This is a genomic window from Shimia sp., assembly GCF_039969785.1.
Taxonomy (GTDB): domain Bacteria; phylum Pseudomonadota; class Alphaproteobacteria; order Rhodobacterales; family Rhodobacteraceae; genus Shimia.
On the sequence record NZ_JBDVNC010000034.1, the window covers coordinates 104,710 to 123,967 of the forward strand.

At 55.0% G+C, this 19,258-nt stretch carries 13 protein-coding genes and 2 pseudogenes; 8 read left to right on the top strand and 7 right to left on the bottom strand.

What is annotated here, in order from left to right; translation table 11 throughout:
- Window position 1: 1 nt before the first annotated feature.
- From ABJI08_RS16110 to ABJI08_RS16120, 3 genes are all read right to left on the bottom strand, one after another.
- A complete protein-coding gene (locus ABJI08_RS16110; RefSeq protein WP_348402871.1) occupies window positions 2-628 on the bottom strand; it encodes a DUF4833 domain-containing protein in 627 nt (208 codons plus the stop codon).
- A gap of 5 nt (window positions 629-633) precedes the next feature.
- The gene (locus ABJI08_RS16115; protein WP_348402872.1) at window positions 634-1,860 is read right to left on the bottom strand and encodes an aminotransferase class I/II-fold pyridoxal phosphate-dependent enzyme; all 1,227 of its coding nucleotides are present in this window, start codon (window positions 1,858-1,860) and stop codon (window positions 634-636) included.
- 177 nt (window positions 1,861-2,037) lie between these two features.
- Window positions 2,038-2,529: a class I SAM-dependent methyltransferase gene (locus ABJI08_RS16120; protein ID WP_348402873.1), complete on the bottom strand. Its 492-nt coding sequence runs from the start codon at window positions 2,527-2,529 to the stop codon at window positions 2,038-2,040.
- Between the two features lie 238 nt (window positions 2,530-2,767).
- Here ABJI08_RS16120 and ABJI08_RS16125 point away from each other — a divergent pair, with 238 nt between their 5' ends.
- Genes ABJI08_RS16125 through ABJI08_RS16140 form a run of 4 tightly spaced genes read left to right on the top strand, consistent with a single transcriptional unit; the run spans window position 2,768 to window position 8,617 of the window.
- Window positions 2,768-4,546 carry an ABC transporter ATP-binding protein gene (locus ABJI08_RS16125; protein WP_348402874.1) on the top strand — a complete coding sequence of 593 codons (1,779 nt, stop codon included), beginning with the start codon at window positions 2,768-2,770 and terminating at the stop codon, window positions 4,544-4,546.
- A complete protein-coding gene (locus tag ABJI08_RS16130) occupies window positions 4,539-6,431 on the top strand; it encodes an ABC transporter substrate-binding protein (RefSeq protein ID WP_348402875.1) in 1,893 nt (630 codons plus the stop codon). The genes ABJI08_RS16125 and ABJI08_RS16130 overlap by 8 nt, the downstream gene beginning before the upstream one ends.
- Before the next feature lie 9 nt (window positions 6,432-6,440).
- Window positions 6,441-7,469, top strand: coding sequence for an ABC transporter permease (locus tag ABJI08_RS16135; RefSeq protein WP_348402876.1), 1,029 nt, complete (start codon window positions 6,441-6,443; stop codon window positions 7,467-7,469).
- The gene (locus tag ABJI08_RS16140) at window positions 7,466-8,617 is read left to right on the top strand and encodes an ABC transporter permease (RefSeq protein ID WP_348402877.1); all 1,152 of its coding nucleotides are present in this window, start codon (window positions 7,466-7,468) and stop codon (window positions 8,615-8,617) included. Before ABJI08_RS16135 ends, ABJI08_RS16140 begins: the two co-directional genes overlap by 4 nt.
- A gap of 238 nt (window positions 8,618-8,855) precedes the next feature.
- On the opposite strand, the gene ABJI08_RS16145 is transcribed toward ABJI08_RS16140, so the two are convergent.
- The gene (locus ABJI08_RS16145; RefSeq protein ID WP_348402878.1) at window positions 8,856-9,110 is read right to left on the bottom strand and encodes a DDE-type integrase/transposase/recombinase; all 255 of its coding nucleotides are present in this window, start codon (window positions 9,108-9,110) and stop codon (window positions 8,856-8,858) included.
- A gap of 384 nt (window positions 9,111-9,494) precedes the next feature.
- Here ABJI08_RS16145 and ABJI08_RS16150 point away from each other — a divergent pair, with 384 nt between their 5' ends.
- On the top strand, window positions 9,495-10,331 hold the full coding sequence (locus ABJI08_RS16150) for a cyclase family protein (RefSeq protein WP_348402879.1): 837 nt from the start codon (window positions 9,495-9,497) through the stop codon (window positions 10,329-10,331).
- A 224-nt stretch (window positions 10,332-10,555) separates the two neighbouring features.
- Here ABJI08_RS16150 and ABJI08_RS16155 read toward each other — a convergent pair.
- The 3 genes and pseudogenes from ABJI08_RS16155 to ABJI08_RS16165 all read right to left on the bottom strand — a co-directional run bounded on the left by ABJI08_RS16155 (window position 10,556) and on the right by ABJI08_RS16165 (window position 15,268).
- Window positions 10,556-11,976: pseudogene (locus ABJI08_RS16155) on the bottom strand (IS3 family transposase).
- Window positions 11,977-12,476: 500 nt separating this feature from the next.
- Window positions 12,477-12,734 (bottom strand): annotated as a pseudogene (locus ABJI08_RS16160) (transposase); the annotation flags it as partial.
- A 179-nt stretch (window positions 12,735-12,913) separates the two neighbouring features.
- Complete coding sequence (locus tag ABJI08_RS16165; protein WP_348402880.1) at window positions 12,914-15,268, bottom strand: mechanosensitive ion channel family protein; 2,355 nt, start codon at window positions 15,266-15,268, stop codon at window positions 12,914-12,916.
- A 229-nt stretch (window positions 15,269-15,497) separates the two neighbouring features.
- On the opposite strand from ABJI08_RS16165, the gene ABJI08_RS16170 reads away from it, so the two are divergent.
- From ABJI08_RS16170 to ABJI08_RS16180, 3 genes are read left to right on the top strand one after another with little or no spacing between them, the layout of a single operon-like run.
- Window positions 15,498-16,775 (top strand): nucleotide sugar dehydrogenase, encoded by a 1,278-nt coding sequence (locus ABJI08_RS16170; RefSeq protein WP_348402881.1) that lies wholly within the window; start codon window positions 15,498-15,500, stop codon window positions 16,773-16,775.
- A 42-nt stretch (window positions 16,776-16,817) separates the two neighbouring features.
- The gene (locus ABJI08_RS16175; protein ID WP_348402913.1) at window positions 16,818-18,023 is read left to right on the top strand and encodes a glycosyltransferase; all 1,206 of its coding nucleotides are present in this window, start codon (window positions 16,818-16,820) and stop codon (window positions 18,021-18,023) included.
- Complete coding sequence (locus ABJI08_RS16180; RefSeq protein ID WP_348402882.1) at window positions 18,020-19,255, top strand: glycosyltransferase family 4 protein; 1,236 nt, start codon at window positions 18,020-18,022, stop codon at window positions 19,253-19,255. The genes ABJI08_RS16175 and ABJI08_RS16180 overlap by 4 nt, the downstream gene beginning before the upstream one ends.
- Window positions 19,256-19,258: the final 3 nt, after the last annotated feature.

A 19,258-nucleotide genomic window follows, 5' to 3' on the forward strand; every position in this document is an offset into this window, starting at 1 on the left:
CTTAGTATTCTCCGCCGGAAACGGCAATTAAGTGGGTTACGTATCGGCCCGAGATCGGGTCAGACGAATAAAGGCGCAAGCGGTCGACCTTGGGAAACAATCCGCTCTCATCTAGGTCAAGAAATCCGTAGATCAGTTCAAAATCACGATTGTTGACCTGTGTCCATAGCGCGGCCTTAAATGGCGCGGTCTGGCGCAGTTCAAACGTGTGGCTGCGCATCGCATTTACTGCAATCAGATAGCCATTGCCGTTCTTGTTGGCACGGGCGCTAACGCCGAATCCAAAGACCCGTTCATACCATCGCAACGCCATCACCTGACCACGTTGGTCATAACGGCGCCAATACGCCGTTAAGGGGCGGCGTTTGTCCAGATCACCGTTATCATCAAACCGTGCGACATAGACAATCGTGTTGGCATTCGCCGTTCTTTGCAAAAAGAACACCTGATGCTTTTCAGTCGGATGTGGAAAATCCTTCCGCGCAACCGGCAACTGTGCCGAGGTCATGCTGGACGTCACGCGCACGCTTGGCTTTGCTTGTGCCTGTTGAGAAAGCCCGGATGACAGGCAAAATGCCATCACCAGCGCACAAAGCATCAATACATTGGGCAGGCGCAACAATGGCATCTGGATTATTCCGCGCTGAGGCGATTCCGTACTGCGTGTGACCCGCCCGAGGCCTGAACAACCGCTTGAATCACCCGATCGATATCCTCTTCGGAATGCGATGCAGACAAGAAAAAGCGAATGCGCGGCAGATCTTTGGGAATGCCGATCTGAATGACGGGCGGGGCATAGATGCCCTGATCCATCAACGCTTTGGCCACTTGCACACATTCCAGAGGTGAGTCGAAAAGAACCGGAACAACGGCCTCTCCAATGGCGGTTCCGGTGTTCAGACCGGCCTCCCGCGCTTTGCGCAGGAACAGCTTGGAATTGCGACGCAACCGGGTCACACGATCCGGCTCAGCCCGCAAGATTTTCAGCGCCTGGTGTGAACTGGCCACAGTGGCGGGCTGAAGTCCCACGGAATAAATGAAGCCGGCGATGCCATAGCGCATCCAATCTATAACTTTTGCGTTCCCGGCGACAAAACCACCGGCAGACGCAAAGCTTTTTGAAAGCGTGCCAATCGACAGCTCGATCCGGTCTGGTTCAATACCAAAATGCTCACAAAGACCGCGCCCGGTTGGTCCAAGCACGCCATAAGAATGCGCCTCGTCCAGCAACAGCCACGCATCGTGACGTTCTTTGATTTCCAGAAGCTTTGGCAGATCGGTGATGTCCCCGTCCATCGAGAACAAGCCCTCGGTACAGATCATCACCCGGTTATACTGTCCGCGTTTTTCGCTCAGCAACCGGTCCAGCTCGTCCAGATCATTGTGCTGATAAGTCGCGACATCTGCTTTGACGCCCTGCACACCCACCATGATCGAGTTGTGAGCCAGCTCATCCACGATCACCAGATCTTTGTTGTGCATCAAAAGGCCGATGACACTGATATTGGTCAGATAACCGGAAATCATCGTCAACACGCCGCCAACGCCCAGAAAGTCGGCCATATCGCGTTCGAATTCACGGTGCACCAAACGCTCTCCACCCACCAGACGGGATGCACCTGCGCCGGTTCCGTGTTGATCGATGGCGTCTTTGGCAGCGGTTTTGCAATCAGGATGATTCAACAAACCCAGATAGTCATAATGGGCCATCGACAAATAACCGCCCGGCCACTCGTCACTGCGTGCTTCAAGAGCATCCGTCGCAACAAAATAGGGGTTGTCTTCCTGAACAAGAAACCCGCCACCAAGTCGGAAAAAGCGTTCGGCGAACGTCACAAAGCTGGATTTCTTGTCTTCCATTTCGTTCTCCGTTTCGGAGCAGCCTGTTGTAGCGGTATGATGAACCACTTGGCTGTCTAAACCATCCGATAACGGATACCACCCTTAACCATGTGTTTCGGCAATATGAAGGCCGAAATCATGGGCGCTCACAATTTTGCGCCCGATTGGCGCACATCCGCACTAGTTTGAAGGCGTTTAGGCGTCCCGACGGTACACAAAACACCGTCCTTCAACCGAACCGGGTGGTGTAGGCAAAGGATTCAACTCATCAAAGTACATCTTGTCTGATGAAACCATCAGACCGCCAATGCCGAGCAAGGGCTCAATCAAAGGAGACACCAAGCGGGCAAACTGGTCATTCTTCTCCAGATTGTGCCCGCCAAGGTCAGCATGGATCAACGTTGCCGTCGATCCAAATCGAGCAAGCGCCGCAGGCAACGTTTCGCGTACATCCCCCAATATGGTCATGGATGGATCCGGAGTAGACGCCGGGTTGGATTCGACTTTGCGTTCGAAAACGAAGACCTCCCGCTCGGGCATTTTTTCCCGCATGTGGTCGAACGTGCGGCCATTTCCCAGCCCAAGTTCAAAAACCGGGCCTTGCATGCCTTTTGTTTCGGCTACTGCAAAATCCAGACATACGCGCTGGGAAACCATACGGTTGATAAATACGTCCAGACGGCTCATCGCGACACTCCTGCAATCGGGTTGGCATTTGTTAGATCAGGTCGCTTGGGAATGTCACCCCCTCATACAATCACGATGCGGTAATCATGTCCGTCAGGTGTGTCTTAACCCCATTCTAAGGCATCCTTGTGAAAATTGACCGCGCTAGACGCTTGCGACAATGCACATAATCATGTTCACTCGCTAACATGCCCTCCTGTTTGTCAGGGTGTTTTGGGGTGCGACAAGGGAAGTTGGCGTGACGGCACTGATATCTGTTGAGAACCTGACCATCGGCTTTAACGATGATCCGCCTGTTGTTGATGACGTTAGCTTTTCAGTTCAGCCTGGGGAAACTCTGGCGCTGGTTGGCGAAAGCGGCTCGGGCAAAACGCTCAGCTGCCGTGCCGCGCTGCGTATTCTGCCCGCCTCTGCGCAAGTGCGCTCGGGTCGAATTCACATGGCAGGCCCCGAAGGTGCCACACCGCTGGACCTTATGGATCTGTCAGAACGACACATGTGCCGTATCCGTGGCGAACGGGTTTCGATGATCTTTCAGGAACCCATGCGGTCATTGTCGCCGCTGCACCGGATCGGCAACCAAGTGACCGAAGTGTTGCGCCTGCACAAACGCATGAGCAAAGCTGAGCAGCTGAAGCTTGTTCTGGCGATGTTTGATCGTGTCGGGTTCAAAGACCCTCAGCGTATCTATGAATCCTACCCGTTTGAGCTGTCTGGCGGTATGCGTCAACGCGCAATGATCGCTATGGCGATGGTGGGGCGTCCTGAAATCCTGATTGCGGACGAACCGACAACAGCGCTGGACGTGACAACACAAGCGCAGGTGCTGGGTCTGATCAAGGATTTGCAGAAAGAATACGGCATGGCCGTTGTTCTGGTCACGCATGACCTTGGGGTTGTGGCAAACATGGCCGACAGCGTTGTGGTCATGAACCGGGGGCGGGTGATGGAATCCGGCCCGGCACCGTTGATCCTCAACGATCCGCAACACGGCTATACACGCGACCTTATGGCGGCTGCCCCGGAAATTCCGGCATCCCCCGTCGACAAGAACAAAGAATCCGACCGGGATTACATTCTGGAAATGCACGACGTTTCCAAGACCTTCACGCTCAAAGGCTCATCCGCATGGAAGCCCAAAACCATCGTGCACGCGGTGCGCAGTATCGAATTTGGTGTCGAGCGGGGTAAAACGCTGGCGGTTGTTGGCGAATCCGGGTCCGGGAAAACCACCTGTGCCCGTATGGCGCTGGGCGCAGAACGCGCCGATGCAGGCGCATCGATCTTATTCCGGGCTGAGACCGACGCCGAGCCGATTGACCTGCAAAAGCTCGACAATGCGGAACGTCTGGCGTTCCAGCGCAAAGCACAGATGGTTTTTCAGGACCCTTATTCTACGCTGAACCCCCGGATGCGCGTGAAAGATGCATTGATGGAACCGATGGAAATCCACGGTATCGGGTCCGCGTCCGAACGTATGGACCGCGCAGAAGAAATGTTGCGCTGGGTTGGGCTCAGCCAGAATATGCTAACCCGCTATCCGCATGCCTTTTCCGGTGGCCAGCGCCAACGCCTGTCGATTGCACGTGCGCTGATGCTGGGGCCGACATTTCTTGTGTGTGACGAACCGACATCCGCTCTGGACGTGTCCGTGCAGGAGCAGGTTCTGCAACTTCTCGAAGAAATCCGCGACCGCCTCAACCTCAGCTATCTGTTCATCAGCCACGATCTGGCTGTTGTCGCACGCATCGCTGACGAGGTGGCCGTCATGCGATCCGGCCTTGTTGTTGAACAAGGCCCGCCGGATCAGCTTTTCTACAATCCTCAACATCCCTACACCAAAGCGTTGATTGCCGCTCAACCAGAGCCGGACATCAACCGCCCGATCGATCTTAAGATCGTGGCTCAAGGCGCTGGTGAACCGTCAACATGGCCTGACTCTTTCCGTTTCGACGGAACGACCGTTCCGCCATTGACCGTCACCGGGCCCGGACACAAGGTACGCTGTTATGTTTAAAAGAGTTCTTCTCACTGCGGCGCTGACGGTGACAGCGACGCTGGCCGCTGCCTTTGACGTTAAGGAAAGCGCATTTTGGCAGGCCGAGGTTGATCTGGGCAATCTGCCTTCTGCGGCAGAGCGTATTCCGGACACGCCCTTGGTGATCGATCTGGAACGGATCGGGCGCGAATTTGGTCAACCGGGCGGTACCATTCGAACGCTTGTCACGCGTGTCAAAGATGTTCGGCAGATGGTGGTCTACGGATATGCGCGGCTGGTCGGATTTGATGCCCGTTACGAACTGGGCGCGGATATCCTGCAATCCATTGACAATGAGGATGATCGCAAATTCACGTTGCACCTGCGCCCCGGGCATCGCTGGTCAGACGGGCATCCCTTCACGTCCGAGGATTTCCGCTATTGGTGGGAAGACGTCGCCAATCACGAACTTTTATCGCCCTCTGGTCCTGTCGATTTCCTGCGCGTCGATGGCGATCTGCCAACCGTCACGTTCCCGGACGAAACCACCGTTATCTATGAATGGGCCAATCCCAATCCCCAGTTTCTTCAAATGCTGGCCGAAGCGCGCCCGCCTTTCATTTATCGCCCTGCGCATTTCCTGAAAAAGCTGCACGCCAAATACGCTGACGAAGAAACCCTCAGCGAATTGTTGTACGAAGCCCGCGTGCGCAGCTGGCCCGCGCTGCACAATCGCAGCGATAATATGTACAAGTTCGACAATCCCGACCTGCCCACGTTGCAGCCATGGATGTTGGCCACCAAAGATGGCAAAAGCCGTTTCCTGTTTGTGCGCAATCCTTATTATCACCGCGTGGACGCCAAGGGTGTGCAATTGCCCTATGCCGACGTGGTCGAAATGCAGGTTGTGGCCCCCGGACTTGTCGCGGCCAAAGCCAACGCAGGCGAGGTTGATCTTCAGGCGCGCGGCCTTGATTTCAAAGATACGGCGATCCTGAAAAAGGGCGAATCCAGTGGCAAATACAACACCTTGCTCTGGGGCAATGGCACCGCGTCACAAATCGCGATTTATCTTAACCTGAATTACAACGACGACGGATGGCGTGAAACCATGCGCGACGCGCGCCTGCGCCGCGCCCTGTCGCTGGCGATCAACCGCAAGATCATCAACAAAGGTCTGTATTTCGGTCTGGCCAAAGAAGGCGGGATGACGGTTTTGCCGATCAGCCCCTTCTACAAAGAAGAAAACCGCACCGCATGGGCCACCTATGACATCGATCAGGCCAACGCTTTGCTTGACGAAATGGGGCTGACAGAACGCGACAAAGACGGGTTCCGCCTGATGCCTGACGGGCGACCGCTGTGGATCGTCATTGAGACCGCGGGCGAGCGCCAGGAAGTTGAGAACGCGATGCAGATCGTGACCGACAACTGGAGAGACATTGGCGTCAAACTGATCATGCGCCCGCTGGAACGCGACATCCTGCGCAACCGGGTTTATGCCGGTGAAACCATGGCCGCCGTGTGGTTCGGTTGGGACAATGGCATCCCTCAGACTTACACATCGCCGGGGTATCTTGCTCCGTGGGATCAATCCTTTTTTGCATGGCCCAAATGGGGACAATACCACCAGAACTCTGGTGCCGCTGGCGAAGCCCCCGACGTGCCCGCCGCCATCCGCCTGAACGAACTGGCCGAGTCATGGACCCACGCATATACCGCCGCCGAACGGGGCGTTATCTGGCAGGAAATGGTTGATATCCACGCGGATCAGGTTTTTGCCATCGGCATTCTCAATCAGGCGCCACAGCCTGTTGTGGTGTCCAACCGCCTTAAGAATGTACCGGAAAAGGCAATCTGGGCGTGGTCGCCCGGCGCGCATTTCGGTATGCACCGTCCTGATGAATTTTTCTTTGCCGACTAGGATCCACTGATGGCTATACTGCGCTTTGCAGTCTTCCGGTTACTGACGATGCTGGCCACCCTTGTGGTGGTCTCGGTGTTGATTTTTGCCATTATCAACCTGCCGCCCGGGGACTATCTTACCAATCAGATCAACGAGCTGCGCGCAACCGGCCAATCCAACGGCATCGCCAAGGCAGAGTTTTTGCGCACGGAATACTCGCTCGATCAACCGCTGTGGAAACAGTACATGATCTGGATGGGTTTCCTGCCCGGTCCACACGGTTTCCTTGGGATCATTCAGGGCGAATTTGGCTGGTCCTTCGAATTTGACAAGCCCGTGGCCGACCTCGTTGGTGGCGCGCTTTGGATGACCGTTCTGGTCAATCTTGCAGCGGTCCTGTTCATCTACGCCATCGCCCTGCCACTGGGCGTCATCGCCGCCGCGCGCTCAAAAACATGGATCGATTACACCTCTGCTCTTGTTGGTTACCTTGGCCTCGCCACGCCCAACTTTCTGCTCGCGCTGATCCTGTTCTATTACGGGAATCGCTACCTGAACCTGCCCATTGGTGGCCTGATGGACCCCAGGTTCGAAGGCGAACCGATGAGCTTTGACAAAATGAAGTCGGTTCTGGTGCATCTGATCATCCCGACCTTTGTGATCGGGACTTCCGGTGCTGCGGGCATGATGCAACGCCTGCGCGCCAATTTGCTGGACGAGCTGGGCAAACCCTACGTCGAAACCGCCCGCGCCAAGGGCATGCGCGAAAGCTCAATGTTGATGAAATATCCCCTGCGCGTGGCCTTCAACCCGTTTGTCGCTGATATCGGAACATTGCTGCCCTCGTTGGTTTCGGGTTCGGTTCTGGTGTCCGTGGTGTTGGGCCTGCAAACCATCGGGCCGGTCCTGCTGACCGCGCTGAAATCGCAGGATCTCTTCTTATCGGCATTTGTCCTGATGTTCGTGGCGCTGCTCACCCTGATTGGTACACTCATATCCGATGTGCTGCTGGCGCTGCTTGATCCCCGCATTCGGTTCGGAGGGCGTGCGAAATGACCATTCTGCCTGACGGACGTTTTGTTGACGACAAACCCTATGAACGCGAAATGGGCGCCGAGGCGCGCAACGCCGATCTGGACGCCTCTAATACGGTCCTCATGTTGCGCCGCTTTGTCAAACACCGGCTGGCGTTGTTTTCGGGTCTCTTCCTGATCCTGTCCTATCTGATGTTGCCCTTTGCCGGGTTCATTTCGCCTTATACGCCGAATGAACGGCTTGAGGATTATCTCTATCACCCGCCGCAGGTCGTGCATTTCTTCCACGAAGGCAGCTTTGTCGGTCCGTTTGTCTACGAAACCGAAGCCCAGATGAACCTGGAAAGCTTTTCGTGGGAATACGTCGCGGACAGGTCCACGCCGGCCAAGCTGGAATTTTTCTGTAAGGGCGGAGAGTACCACCTTGCCGGGTTCATCAAATCTGACACCCACCTGTTCTGCGCCCCCGAAGGCGCCACAGCGTTTTTGTGGGGATCAGACCGGCTGGGACGGGATGTGTTCTCGCGCATTCTCTATGGCGCGCAATTGTCTCTGACAGTTGGTCTCGTGGGCATCACAGTGTCCTTTGTGATTGGTATCGTGCTCGGATCTATCGCGGGCTATTTTGGCGGCTTCCTTGACTGGGTCATCAACCGTGTGATCGAAATTCTGCGCAGCCTGCCGGAACTGCCGCTCTGGCTGGCGCTGTCGGCGGCGGTGCCGTCGCATTGGGGACCGGTCTCGGTGTTCTTCATCATCTCTATCATTCTCGGGATTCTGGATTGGCCCGGTTTGGCGCGTGCAGTGCGCTCTAAATTCTTGTCGCTCAGAGAAGAAGAATTTGTACGCGCCGCCGAAATGATGGGCGCAAAACCGGGTCGTGTGATCCGACGCCACCTGCTGCCCAATTTCCTCAGCCACCTGATCGCTTCGGCAACTTTGTCGATCCCGGCGATGATCCTTGGTGAAACGGCGCTGTCTTTCCTTGGCCTCGGCCTGCGGGCGCCTGCGGTGAGTTGGGGGGTGATGCTGAACGACGCCCAGAACCTCGCCTCGATCGAAATCTACCCATGGACGGCGATTCCAATGTTGCCCATTGTGGTGGTCGTGCTGGCATTCAACTTCTTTGGCGACGGCCTGCGCGATGCGCTTGACCCAAACCGCAGCTGATCTGATCCCAACACGCATCAGATCAGCATGCGCCGATCCCCGGGCTTCATTTTGCCAAAAATACTCCGGGGGACGGCGCCGCAAGGCGACGGGGGGCTTGGCCCCCTTCTGCCCTGTTGTTGCAATAGATCCTTGCCAATGACACTGACGGGGACTGGCATTAATCGCTGATGCCGCGTTGGGAGGGGCTGCTGCGCTGGATCATGCCCCTGCAAATGGCTGATAGATAAACTGGATTTCACCCTGAACACCTCGTTTCTTGTGATAGATGTGGCCGCGTTTGATTGTTTTGATGGTCTCTATCCCGCTCAAAGTCGAACATCTGATCGTTCGTATCCACAGCGCGCCAAAGATAGCGCCACTGTCCGTCGACGCGGATGTAGGTCTCGTCCAAATGCCAATCGAAGCTGGTGCGCCGCAAATGTGTCTCGGTCCGTCTGTTCAGTTCAGGTCCGAACTTCAGAACCCAGCGATAAACCGTGGATCGATCCACACAGACGCAACAGTCTCCCTGAACTCCTTCGGCATGATCAACGCGTGATCGAAAAACCCTGAACCAGACTTTCGCTACTCCGCGCTTGAACTGGTAAAGTACGGACTAAGTGCGCCTTCGTCCAGCTGGTGTGAACTGGCGAGGTCGATCTTTAATACCCGCAGGAAACGCCAGACATATTGCACTTCAACATCACCCGGCACCTTGGAAGCAGAAATCTATTCATATCAGAATGATATGGAGGCGTAACTAATAGGTATTGGACTGATATAATGCTTCAAGTCATAAACTTTTCATTAGTCAGACGGGCAGCCTGAAAACACTGAAATCAAGTGCAGTCGGGGTGCCCGGAATCAAGGCAAGCACAATGGAGGAAGCTCAAAGATGGTCAAAGTACGCGGGATTGAGTTTCAGGGAAACACTGACAATGACATGGGGCTGGAGTTTTACAACCTCAGCCACCGTTTTGGATTTCAGAACCCGAACTGGCCCTATTTTGAAGATACCAAGATCGAGCGTATCCACTATATGGCTAAATCGGGTGTTCTGAGCCAGCGGATCACCACCACCATGCACGCGACCACACACATCGACGCACCGGCCCACGTCGTGCAGGGCACGCCCTTTATCGACGAGGTGCCGCTGCCACATTTCTTTGGCTCTGGCATCGTAGTGTCTTTGCCAAAGAAAAAATGGGAGCCAATTACCGGCGAGGATCTTGAAAAAGCTTGCGGCCACGTGATCCGTAAGGGCGATGTTCTGATCATTAACACCGGTTGGCACCATGACTACGAAGATGGCGACTACTTTGCGTATTGCCCCGGTTTTGTAGCTTCTGCTGGCGAATGGATGGTTGAAAAGGGCGTCAAGGTCGTCGGCCATGATACGCAAGCAAATGATCACCCGCTTGCGACCGCGATCGGCCCGCAAAGGAATGGCCCTCTGCTTCCACATTTGGAAGAGGAATATAAGGAATGGTCCGGCGGCAACGACTGGAAAGACGACTTCCCGGATTGGGAACCGGTACACCAAATCCTGTTCAAGAACGGCATCATGGGTATCGAGAACGTTGGCGGCGATCTGGACGCGGTGACCGGCAAACGCTGCACTTTCGCGTTTTTCCCTTGGAACTGGGACCGCGGCGACGGCTGCATCATCCGCCTCGTAGCGATGATCGATAAGGGTCAGAACTTCCGCATCGACGACGGCGCAGAATTCTAAACCTCCCTGACTGGCCGCCGGGAAACCGGCGACCGTCTTTTTTAGCAAATTCTGGGATGAGACACATGCACATCAAGCGTTTTCAGGATGCCCAACCTTGTCCGTCGTCAAATAAAGTTGGACATCAGATCGGCTTGAGCACAGGAGGCTCTGGTTCTTTCGTGTGATTGATTATGCTGCTTGTTTTTGATGTTGCAAGCGGCGTTGTTCACTGCCCGGCAGGGTTATGCGCAGCATGATCCCGAGAGGGGGATCGTCTGTTTTTTGATCTTCTCCCTTTCCCTTAGAATAGCTTTGTCGCGCCCGAAGTAGACGTCAGCGGGTGTGACGTTGTTCAGGCTCTCGTGGTAGCGCTGGTTGTTGTAATACTCGACAAAAGCCCCGATCTGGCGTTCGAGATCTCCGGGCAAGTAATAGTTTTCCAGCAGAACACGGTTCTTCATGGTCTGATGCCAGCGTTCCACTGCCCGGCAGTGCATTGCGTAGCAATGTCACGAGAGGGATCTTGCCTTGCGTTTGCGGATGGAATGGTGCGCCACGGACATGCTTCAATTTCTGGCCTTCCAGCCATTCAGCCAAATCAACCGAGATATAGCAGGAGCCGTTGTCACTCAGCAGACGAGGTTTGTGACGCACGACAGCCTGGTCGCAACCCGATGCCGTCAGTGCCAGTTCGATTGTATCTGTCACGTCCTCAGCGCGCATGTTTGTGCAGAGCTTCCACGCGATGATGTAGCGGCTGTAATCGTCCAAGATCGTGCTCAGATAATACCAGCCCCAGCCGATGATTTTGAAGTAAGTAAAGTCTGTCTGCCACATCTCGTTGATGGCAGTGGTTTTGTCCGTGAACTCGTCAGCAGCCTTGATCACCACGTAATCAGGCGCAGTGATCAGGTCAGCTGCTTTTAGAATGCGGTAAGCTGATGATTCAGAGACAAAATACCGCTTCTCATCCGTGTATTTGACGGCAAGCTCGCGTGTCGACAACGCCTCGTGCTCCAATGCAAACTCGATCAAATCATCGCGCCTGACGTCTGGGATACGGTTCCAGACAGACTTGGGACGCGGCGAATGATCGGCCAACGCGTCCAGACCACCATCGAGATAAAGATCGTATCCCGTTGACCGGCAGTCGATTGCAAAGCAATCGATGAGAGGGGCCGATAAAACGTGCTGCGCGGAATGCACAGCATATCAAGCGTCTGTTTAACTGGCAGGTGTGAGCCCTCGACGGTGCGGATGATCTCAAGCTTCTCGGATGCTGGATACCTCATTCCTCGTATTCCCCATTTCCTGTCATGCTTTTTTTGAGCAGCCGGTTTTCAAGAGTCAGATCCGCCACACATTCTTTCAATGCCAGCGACTCTGAACGCAGCTCCTTCACTTCTGGCGACGTCGCCTGACGCGCAGTGTCCCCAGACAGACGTCGCTTGCCTGCCTCAAGGAATTCCATAGACCAGCTATAATACAGGCCCTCAGCGATCCCCTCACGACGGCACAACACAGAAATACTTTCCTCGCCACGCAGACCTGCCAATACAATGCGGATCTTCTCCTCCGCTGAATAGCTTTGCCGTGTCTTGCGCCGGATGTTCTTAACCAACTTGTCGGCGGCATCTTTCGATGTGGTAGGCTTCTTCGTCATCTCAATCTCCTAATCGATAAGATGAACCAGAAATCCTCCGTTGTTCAAATGCTCAAATCTGTCCAGCAGGGGCTGACGTCAGACACACAACGTTCCTCAGCAGATATGGCCAGATCTTGTGCTGCGGGTGCTTCTTGCTTGTGTTGGGCTCCTGATAGATCGGTACCAAACGCATAAGACGCATCAACCGGCGGACACGGTGGCGGCCACATGGGTGATTATTGCGCTTCATGTACCGAGCCATCTGACGCGATCCATACCAAGGCGTTTCCAAGAATTTCTTGTCGATTATTTCCATGAACCGCTGGTTCTCGGCACTTTCTCCGACAGGCTGATAGTAAAGCCGCGACCGCGACAGCTGCAACAGTTCGCACTGTTTACGCAAGCTTAACTTATGATCCCGGCTCACCATTTTTTGTCCCGTTGACCGGCAGTGCCTTGCCATAGGCAAGGTCACGAGAGGGGCGCGTCCCGAGCAACTGGTGCGAGGCTTCGGCTAAAAAATCCCGTTCCACAACAAGCTGGCCAATCTTGGAATGTAGCTTGTCAACATCAGCCGCACTCACCGGCTCGGGCGCTGAACCTTTGCGGGTAAAGGTCGTCGCCATGTTTTCTATCGCCGCACGTTTCCACGTCCCGATCTGGGTCGGATGGACGCCATACTTCTTGGAAAGTTCCGCAAGCGTCATCTCCTCGCGGATCGCTTCAAGCGCAACCTTGGCCTTAAACTCAGGTGAATGGTTCTTTCGTTTCTTCATTCTGGATCATCACTTTCATCGTGCGATCCACCTTAACGTCCGGTCCGATTTTCCGCGACCACCTCTGCCGACGCCACCGATTCACGCAACAGTCTCCACTGACGCAATACCGACGTGCTGCCGAGGCCAAACCGATCCCGGTTTTGGATGAAACTCCTGGCGCTCAATCACTCCCGCGGCTAGCGGTCGTCGCCGCCTGCGTCATCCATCAAATCTTCTTCTTCAATGGCCGCCTGTACGGCGCCGGTCAGCGCTTTGCGTTGCGGATCAGACAGGTCTTCGGTCTTGCCTTCCGCCAGACGCACGGTCACTTCGCGGTGCGCAAAATGAATACCTTCCCGCTCAAACAGATCACGGATGTCCTGGAACACTTTCTTGCGCACCAACCACTGATCGCCCGGTTTTGTCATGAACTTGACGCGAATGATCATCGCGGAATCCTGCATCTCAACCACACCCTGTGACTTAAGAGGCTGGATAAAGTTGTGACCGATCACCGGATCATCCAACAGCTCAACGCCCAGCTTCTTGATCAGTTTGCGTACGTGTTCGACATCCGTGTCATAGGTCACACGCAAAGGAAGCTTCATGATCACCCAATCCCTTGAATAGTTTGTCAGAAACTGGATTTCCCCAAACGGAATTGTGTGCAGCGGCCCAAGGTGATGGCGCAGTTGAAACGAGCGTACCGAGATCTTTTCCACAGTGCCCTTCACCGATCCGATATCGATATATTCGCCTTTGCGGAATGCGTCATCAAACAGGAAAAACGCACCGGAAAAGATATCCCTGACTAGCGATTGCGCGCCAAACCCGACGGCCAGGCCAACCACACCGGCACCGGCAAACAACGGGCTGACATTCACGCCCAGTTCCAGCAATACAATCAGCACAATAGTGACGATGATCACCAACAGAATAAAAGACCGGAACAATGGCAACAGCGTCGCCAGACGACTTGCCCCATTGGCGCCGCCTTCGTCGCCAAGCTCAGCCTCTTCCATCTCGTCGCCCTGTTCTTCGCGAATTTTTGTGTCGATCCAGATACGAAAGACATGAAACACGATGTAGCCAATGAAAATGATCCCGGCGACATCCAAAAACCGGTCAGATGCCATGCTTGATTGGCTCATCACGTCCTGCGCGCCAAATATCCGCAAAGCGGCGTAAAGCCCTGCTACAATGGCAATAATTCCGGACACGCGACGTGCCAGATCCTCGAATGTATTGATCCGGCGGTGATCCAGATGGCGCTCGATTTCCTCCAGCTTATCCTCCTGATCTTCGCTCAGGATACCGTCTTCTTCCACAGTTTCGCGCAGTGCCTCTGCGGCTTCATTCATCTCCTGAATGTTGCGAGTCCGGGCAAAATACCGCTCGATGCCATAGTTGATTGTGGCATAGACGACGATCGTCGACATCAATACGAAATACGCTCCGGCGATCAACGGGATCGACGTCGGTTGCCCAAGGACCAGATCAAAGGCCAGTTCGGCTGAACCGTAGATGATATAGGCAATAGAGAGTGGCACCCACAAAGTGCTTACCAGACGGGTGGCAAACGTGACATTCTCAAGCGGGCGCCCATTGCGCATCGCATTGGAAATCGGCCGTTTATTGGCGAGCACCATGGCAATATTTGCCAGCGCGACAAGTGTGGCAAGAAACAGGGACATGATCGCGTAAACGTCGTAGTTCAACCCCAGCTCTTTGAGCCAATCACCAAACACAGTCGTGAAGATGTCCATAATCGCAAGGATAAACACCCAGTTGTGCAGACGCTTGGCGTCCTTGGTCGAAAGTGCCGGGATACGGTACTGGGGCAGGTAGGGCGAAAGGATCAGGCGCCACGCGAGCGATACAACGCGACACAAAGCATAAGCCGCGTTGATCGACACGATTGTGAAGCGAACCGCCGTATCGTCCGCCGGACCATGGATTGCGAGCCCAAGAACAAAAGCAATTGTCATCGTAATCGCGACGCCGATAAGGCCTGCAATGAAGCGCACGACGAGAAAGGGAAGCTTCTGAGAATAGCCCTGTGGGTTTTCCTTGATCAGCGGAATAACAAATCGCGCGGCCAGCTTCGGTCCATAGATAAAACGTTCAAAAAACATGCCGATAGTGAAGTAAATCAACATAAATACCAGTATCTTGGTAAAGGCAAAAATCGTTCCGTCCGGGCTGGAGGCGCGTAGAATAAACAACACTTCGATGACCGATGCCGGCAGCGCGTCCAACCGTTCCGACAGAACCTCTCGGAAATCATCGACTTCCGATTGTGCCCGCATAAGTGCGGATTTTTGTTCGCCCGTGCCTTCATCAGGATCGGTTGACTCATTGGTTCCGGCTGTTGTCGATACAGCGGTACCGTTTGCGTCCAGGATAATGACATTCATCCCGTTTTCGGCCGCTTCCTGAACGATTTTGGCAATCGCCGGATCTTCGGTCGTGGTGGCGTCCTGCGCCGCTGCTGCGTGAAGGGGCAGCAGATATGAAACCGTGATCAAAGCGAGCAGGATTTGGCGGATCATTTGGTAGATATTCCTTGTTGGTTAAGAACCTCTACCGCGACTTTGTAGTCCCGGCAAATCGCAATCCCACATACAAATGTGACCGAAAATGTGTATCGGAAATTAAACAGCATGATTGCCTTGTCGCATGTCGTCGGTTTTTGCTTGGTTTGGGCGTGACAATGCCTACCATCTTCTGTAGCGGAACAGGGGCTGAACGGGCGGACTGACTCTGTGGAGCATTGATATCGTGAGCCAATCGAAACTGGAAAAAATCGCCATTCTTGGTCTGGGATATGTGGGTCTGCCTTTGGCACTGGCCCTTGCGCGCGCAGGGTTTGACGTTGTCGGCTTCGACACCGATACACGGCACGTTCAGGCCTTGCAGGAAGGGCGTGACCGAAATGGCGAAGTGTCGTCTCAATCGCTGAGCGAAAGCGGTGCCACTTTTTCGAGCAACACTGCGGATCTGGAGGCCGCGTCGGCCTATATAATCTCGGTTCCGACACCGATCACGGATGCCAAGGCCCCGGACCTGACCCCAGTCCGGTCTGCCTGTGAAACCATCGCGCCGGTTCTGAGCGCTGGCGATTTGGTCATTTTGGAATCTACGGTTTATCCGGGCGTAACCGAAGAGGTTTGCGGTCCGGTTTTGGAAGCATCCAGCGGATTGAAAGCCTACGGGGATTTCAAACTTGCCTATTCACCCGAGCGGGTGAACCCCGGTGATGCGGAACATTCCCTGGAAAGCGTCATCAAGGTGATTGCGGCGCAAGATGACACAACGCTGGACCGGGTCGAAGCGATCTATGCGCCGGTGGTCAAAGCTGGATTGCATCGCGCCAGTTCGATCAAAACCGCCGAAGCGGCCAAGGTGATTGAAAACACCCAACGCGATCTGAACATCGCTTTGGTGAACGAGTTCGCTTTGATTTTTTCACGGATGAACCTCGATACACTTGAGGTGCTGGAGGCCGCCGGAACCAAATGGAATTTTCTACCGTTCCGTCCGGGTTTGGTTGGGGGGCACTGCATCGGTGTTGATCCCTACTACCTGACCTATCGCGCGGAACAGCTTGGGTATCACCCCGAAGTTATCCTTGCCGGACGTCGGATCAACGATGACATGGGGCGTCATGTGGCGCAGGAACTCATCAAGGCTATGCTGGCCCGCAAAGACAACCCGGCCCGGTCGCGCGTGCTGGTGATGGGGCTGACATTCAAAGAAAACTGTGCGGATACGCGCAATACACGGGTTGCTGATATTGTTGACGAACTGCAAAGCTATTCGGCAGAGGTTCATGTCTGGGACCCGCATGTGCATAAAGCGGATGTCGCCAGAGAATATGGCATTTCGGTAATTTCTGAGCCTGAAACGGGCACATATGACGGCATCGTGATTGCCGTGGCGCATTCCGAATTTACGGACATGGGCAGCGAGGCAATAAGAGCACTCGGAAAGCCGGGCGCTTTGCTTTACGATATCAAAGGGGTTCTCGCCAAATCCGAGTCGGATTTGCGATTGTAGGTGAGCGAAATGCGAGGCGACGGATTGTCTGAAGCTATTTCCATGACGGGTGACAAGGCGCGGCAATTGTCGCCGCGTGTTCTGTTTTACAGTCATGATACATTTGGTTTGGGCCACTTGCGCCGATCGCGAGCTTTGGCCAGCGCGATTACGCAAGCCGACGATCGCATCTCGGCGCTTATCCTGACCGGATCGCCGGTTGCCGGTCGTTTCACGTTTCCCGAGCGGGTTGATCACATTCGCCTGCCGGGTGTGACGAAAACGCAGGACGGCGATTATTTGTCCGAACGTCTTGGGCTTCACATTGATGAAACCACCGAACTGCGGGCCGGACTGGTCAAGGCGACGGTGGAACACTTCGATCCTGATATTCTGATTGTCGACAAGGAACCAACCGGGTTTCGGGGCGAACTGCTTCCTGCGCTGGAATGGCTAAAGTCTAATCGAAAGACGCAGATCATTCTGGGGCTGCGGGATGTTTTGGACGACCCGTCGGTTCTGGCCGCAGAATGGGACCGCAAAGGCGCGCTTGAAGCGGCAGAAACGTATTACGATGAAGCGTGGGTTTATGGGCTGCGCTCGATTTGTGATCCGACGGCCGGCTTGAACCTGTCAGCTTCCTTCAGATCACGCATGAAATTCACTGGCTATCTTCGGCGCGAAGAACTTGCCGAAGGTGAAGTTCCGTTTGAGCCTTACATTCTGATCACACCCGGGGGTGGTGGCGATGGCGCCAGCATGGTTGATCTGGTTTTATCAGCCTATGAGCGCGATCCCGATCTGAACCCGGACGCGGTTTTGGTCTACGGCCCGTTCCTCTCTGGTGTGCAACGTTCCGAATTTGAGACACGGGTTGCCAACCTGAATGGCCGCGTGCGGGCCGTTGGTTTTGACAGCCGTATGGAAAACCTGTTTGCCGGGGCTCAGGGCATCGTTTGCATGGGCGGGTACAACACGTTCTGCGAAGTGCTGTCATTTGACAAACCAGCGGTTATCGTGCCGCGCACCCGTCCGCGTTTGGAACAATACATCAGGGCCAGCCGTGCAGAAAACCTTGGCTTGTTGCGGATGTTGGACAAACAACGCGACGGCGACACGCCCGAGGCGATGATCAAGGCTATTCGGGCGCTTCCAACCCAGCCGCACCCGTCATCTGCCTTTGTTCCGGGGCTATTGGATGGCCTGGACTTTGTGTCGGCCCGGACGCTGGACATGCTGGGTTTGAAAAAGTCTCAAGGCGTCGCATGACTTCTCATAAAAAGCGTTTGGCGGTGGTCGTCAAAGGATGGCCGCGCCTGTCAGAGACTTTTATTGCGCAGGAACTCGTTGCGCTGGAAGACGCCGGGTACGCGCTGGAATTGTGGTCTTTGCGGTTCCCGACCGACAAAAAGCGGCACCCACTGCATGACCGCCTAAAGGCAACCGTTTTCTATTTGCCGGAATACCTGCATCAGGAACCTTGGCGCGTGTTGCGTGGCGTGACGTCCTGCCTCTTCAATCGGAAGTTTGCAGCGGCGTTTTCGACGTGGCGCAAGGATTTTGCGCGAGACAAGACGCGAAACAGGGTGCGCCGTTTTGGGCAGGCTTGTGTTCTGGCGTCAGAGTTGAGTGAAGACACCGCAGCGCTATATGCGCATTTCATGCACACGCCCGCGTCTGTCGCACGCTACGCTGCGATCATGCGTGGAATGTCGTGGGCGGTTTCTGCGCATGCCAAAGACATCTGGACGTCACCCGAATGGGAAAAGCGTGAAAAGCTGCAAGAGTCGAGTTATGGCGCACAGTTTCTGGCCACGTGCACGGGCGTAGGTGCGCGCCACCTTCAGGACCTTGCGGACACGCCTGATCGCGTCGAACTGATTTATCACGGCCTTGATCTGTCACGGTTTCCTGAGCCTCCCGAAGACAAGCCTGTGTCCGAGACCATTCGGTTGCTGTCTGTTGGTCGGCTGGTGGAAAAAAAGGGGTTCGACCGGCTTTTGGACGCGTTTGCGTTATTGCCCGCTGATCTGAATTGGCAATGGCAGCATATTGGCGGCGGTGAGCTGGGCGATGCCTTGAAGTCTCGGGCCGACAAGCTGGGTGTTGGAGATCGTATTATCTGGCGCGGTGCCTGCGACCAGCCGGAAGTTATCGAGGCCATGCGCCTCTCGGATGTGTTCGTGCTGCCTAGCCGAATCGCAGACGACGGGGATCGCGACGGGTTGCCCAATGTGTTGATGGAGGCGGCTTCGCAAAAGCTGTGCCTCTTGTCGACGCCCGTGTCCGCCATCCCCGAATTTATCACAAATGGCGAACACGGTATTTTGTCAGATGATGAGCCGGTGGAACTGGCGCGCGCAATTGAGGCATTGGCGCGTGATCCGGCTCGGCGGGAAACACTGTCGCTCGCCGCATATGACCGGCTGACCGCGCATTTCCTGATGGCCCCGGGCATTCGCCAACTGGACACGCGTTTGCAGACCTTGATGCAAGGCTAAACG

Coding starts and splice junctions, on each gene's coding strand:
- ABJI08_RS16130 (WP_348402875.1), top strand. CDS start 4,539: ATGTTTAAAAGAGTTCTTCTCACTGCGGCGCTGACGGTGACAGCGACG.
- ABJI08_RS16150 (WP_348402879.1), top strand. CDS start 9,495: ATGGTCAAAGTACGCGGGATTGAGTTTCAGGGAAACACTGACAATGAC.
- ABJI08_RS16120 (WP_348402873.1), bottom strand. CDS start 2,529: ATGAGCCGTCTGGACGTATTTATCAACCGTATGGTTTCCCAGCGCGTA.
- ABJI08_RS16140 (WP_348402877.1), top strand. CDS start 7,466: ATGACCATTCTGCCTGACGGACGTTTTGTTGACGACAAACCCTATGAA.
- ABJI08_RS16115 (WP_348402872.1), bottom strand. CDS start 1,860: ATGGAAGACAAGAAATCCAGCTTTGTGACGTTCGCCGAACGCTTTTTC.
- ABJI08_RS16175 (WP_348402913.1), top strand. CDS start 16,818: ATGACGGGTGACAAGGCGCGGCAATTGTCGCCGCGTGTTCTGTTTTAC.
- ABJI08_RS16165 (WP_348402880.1), bottom strand. CDS start 15,268: ATGATCCGCCAAATCCTGCTCGCTTTGATCACGGTTTCATATCTGCTG.
- ABJI08_RS16180 (WP_348402882.1), top strand. CDS start 18,020: ATGACTTCTCATAAAAAGCGTTTGGCGGTGGTCGTCAAAGGATGGCCG.
- ABJI08_RS16135 (WP_348402876.1), top strand. CDS start 6,441: ATGGCTATACTGCGCTTTGCAGTCTTCCGGTTACTGACGATGCTGGCC.
- ABJI08_RS16110 (WP_348402871.1), bottom strand. CDS start 628: ATGCCATTGTTGCGCCTGCCCAATGTATTGATGCTTTGTGCGCTGGTG.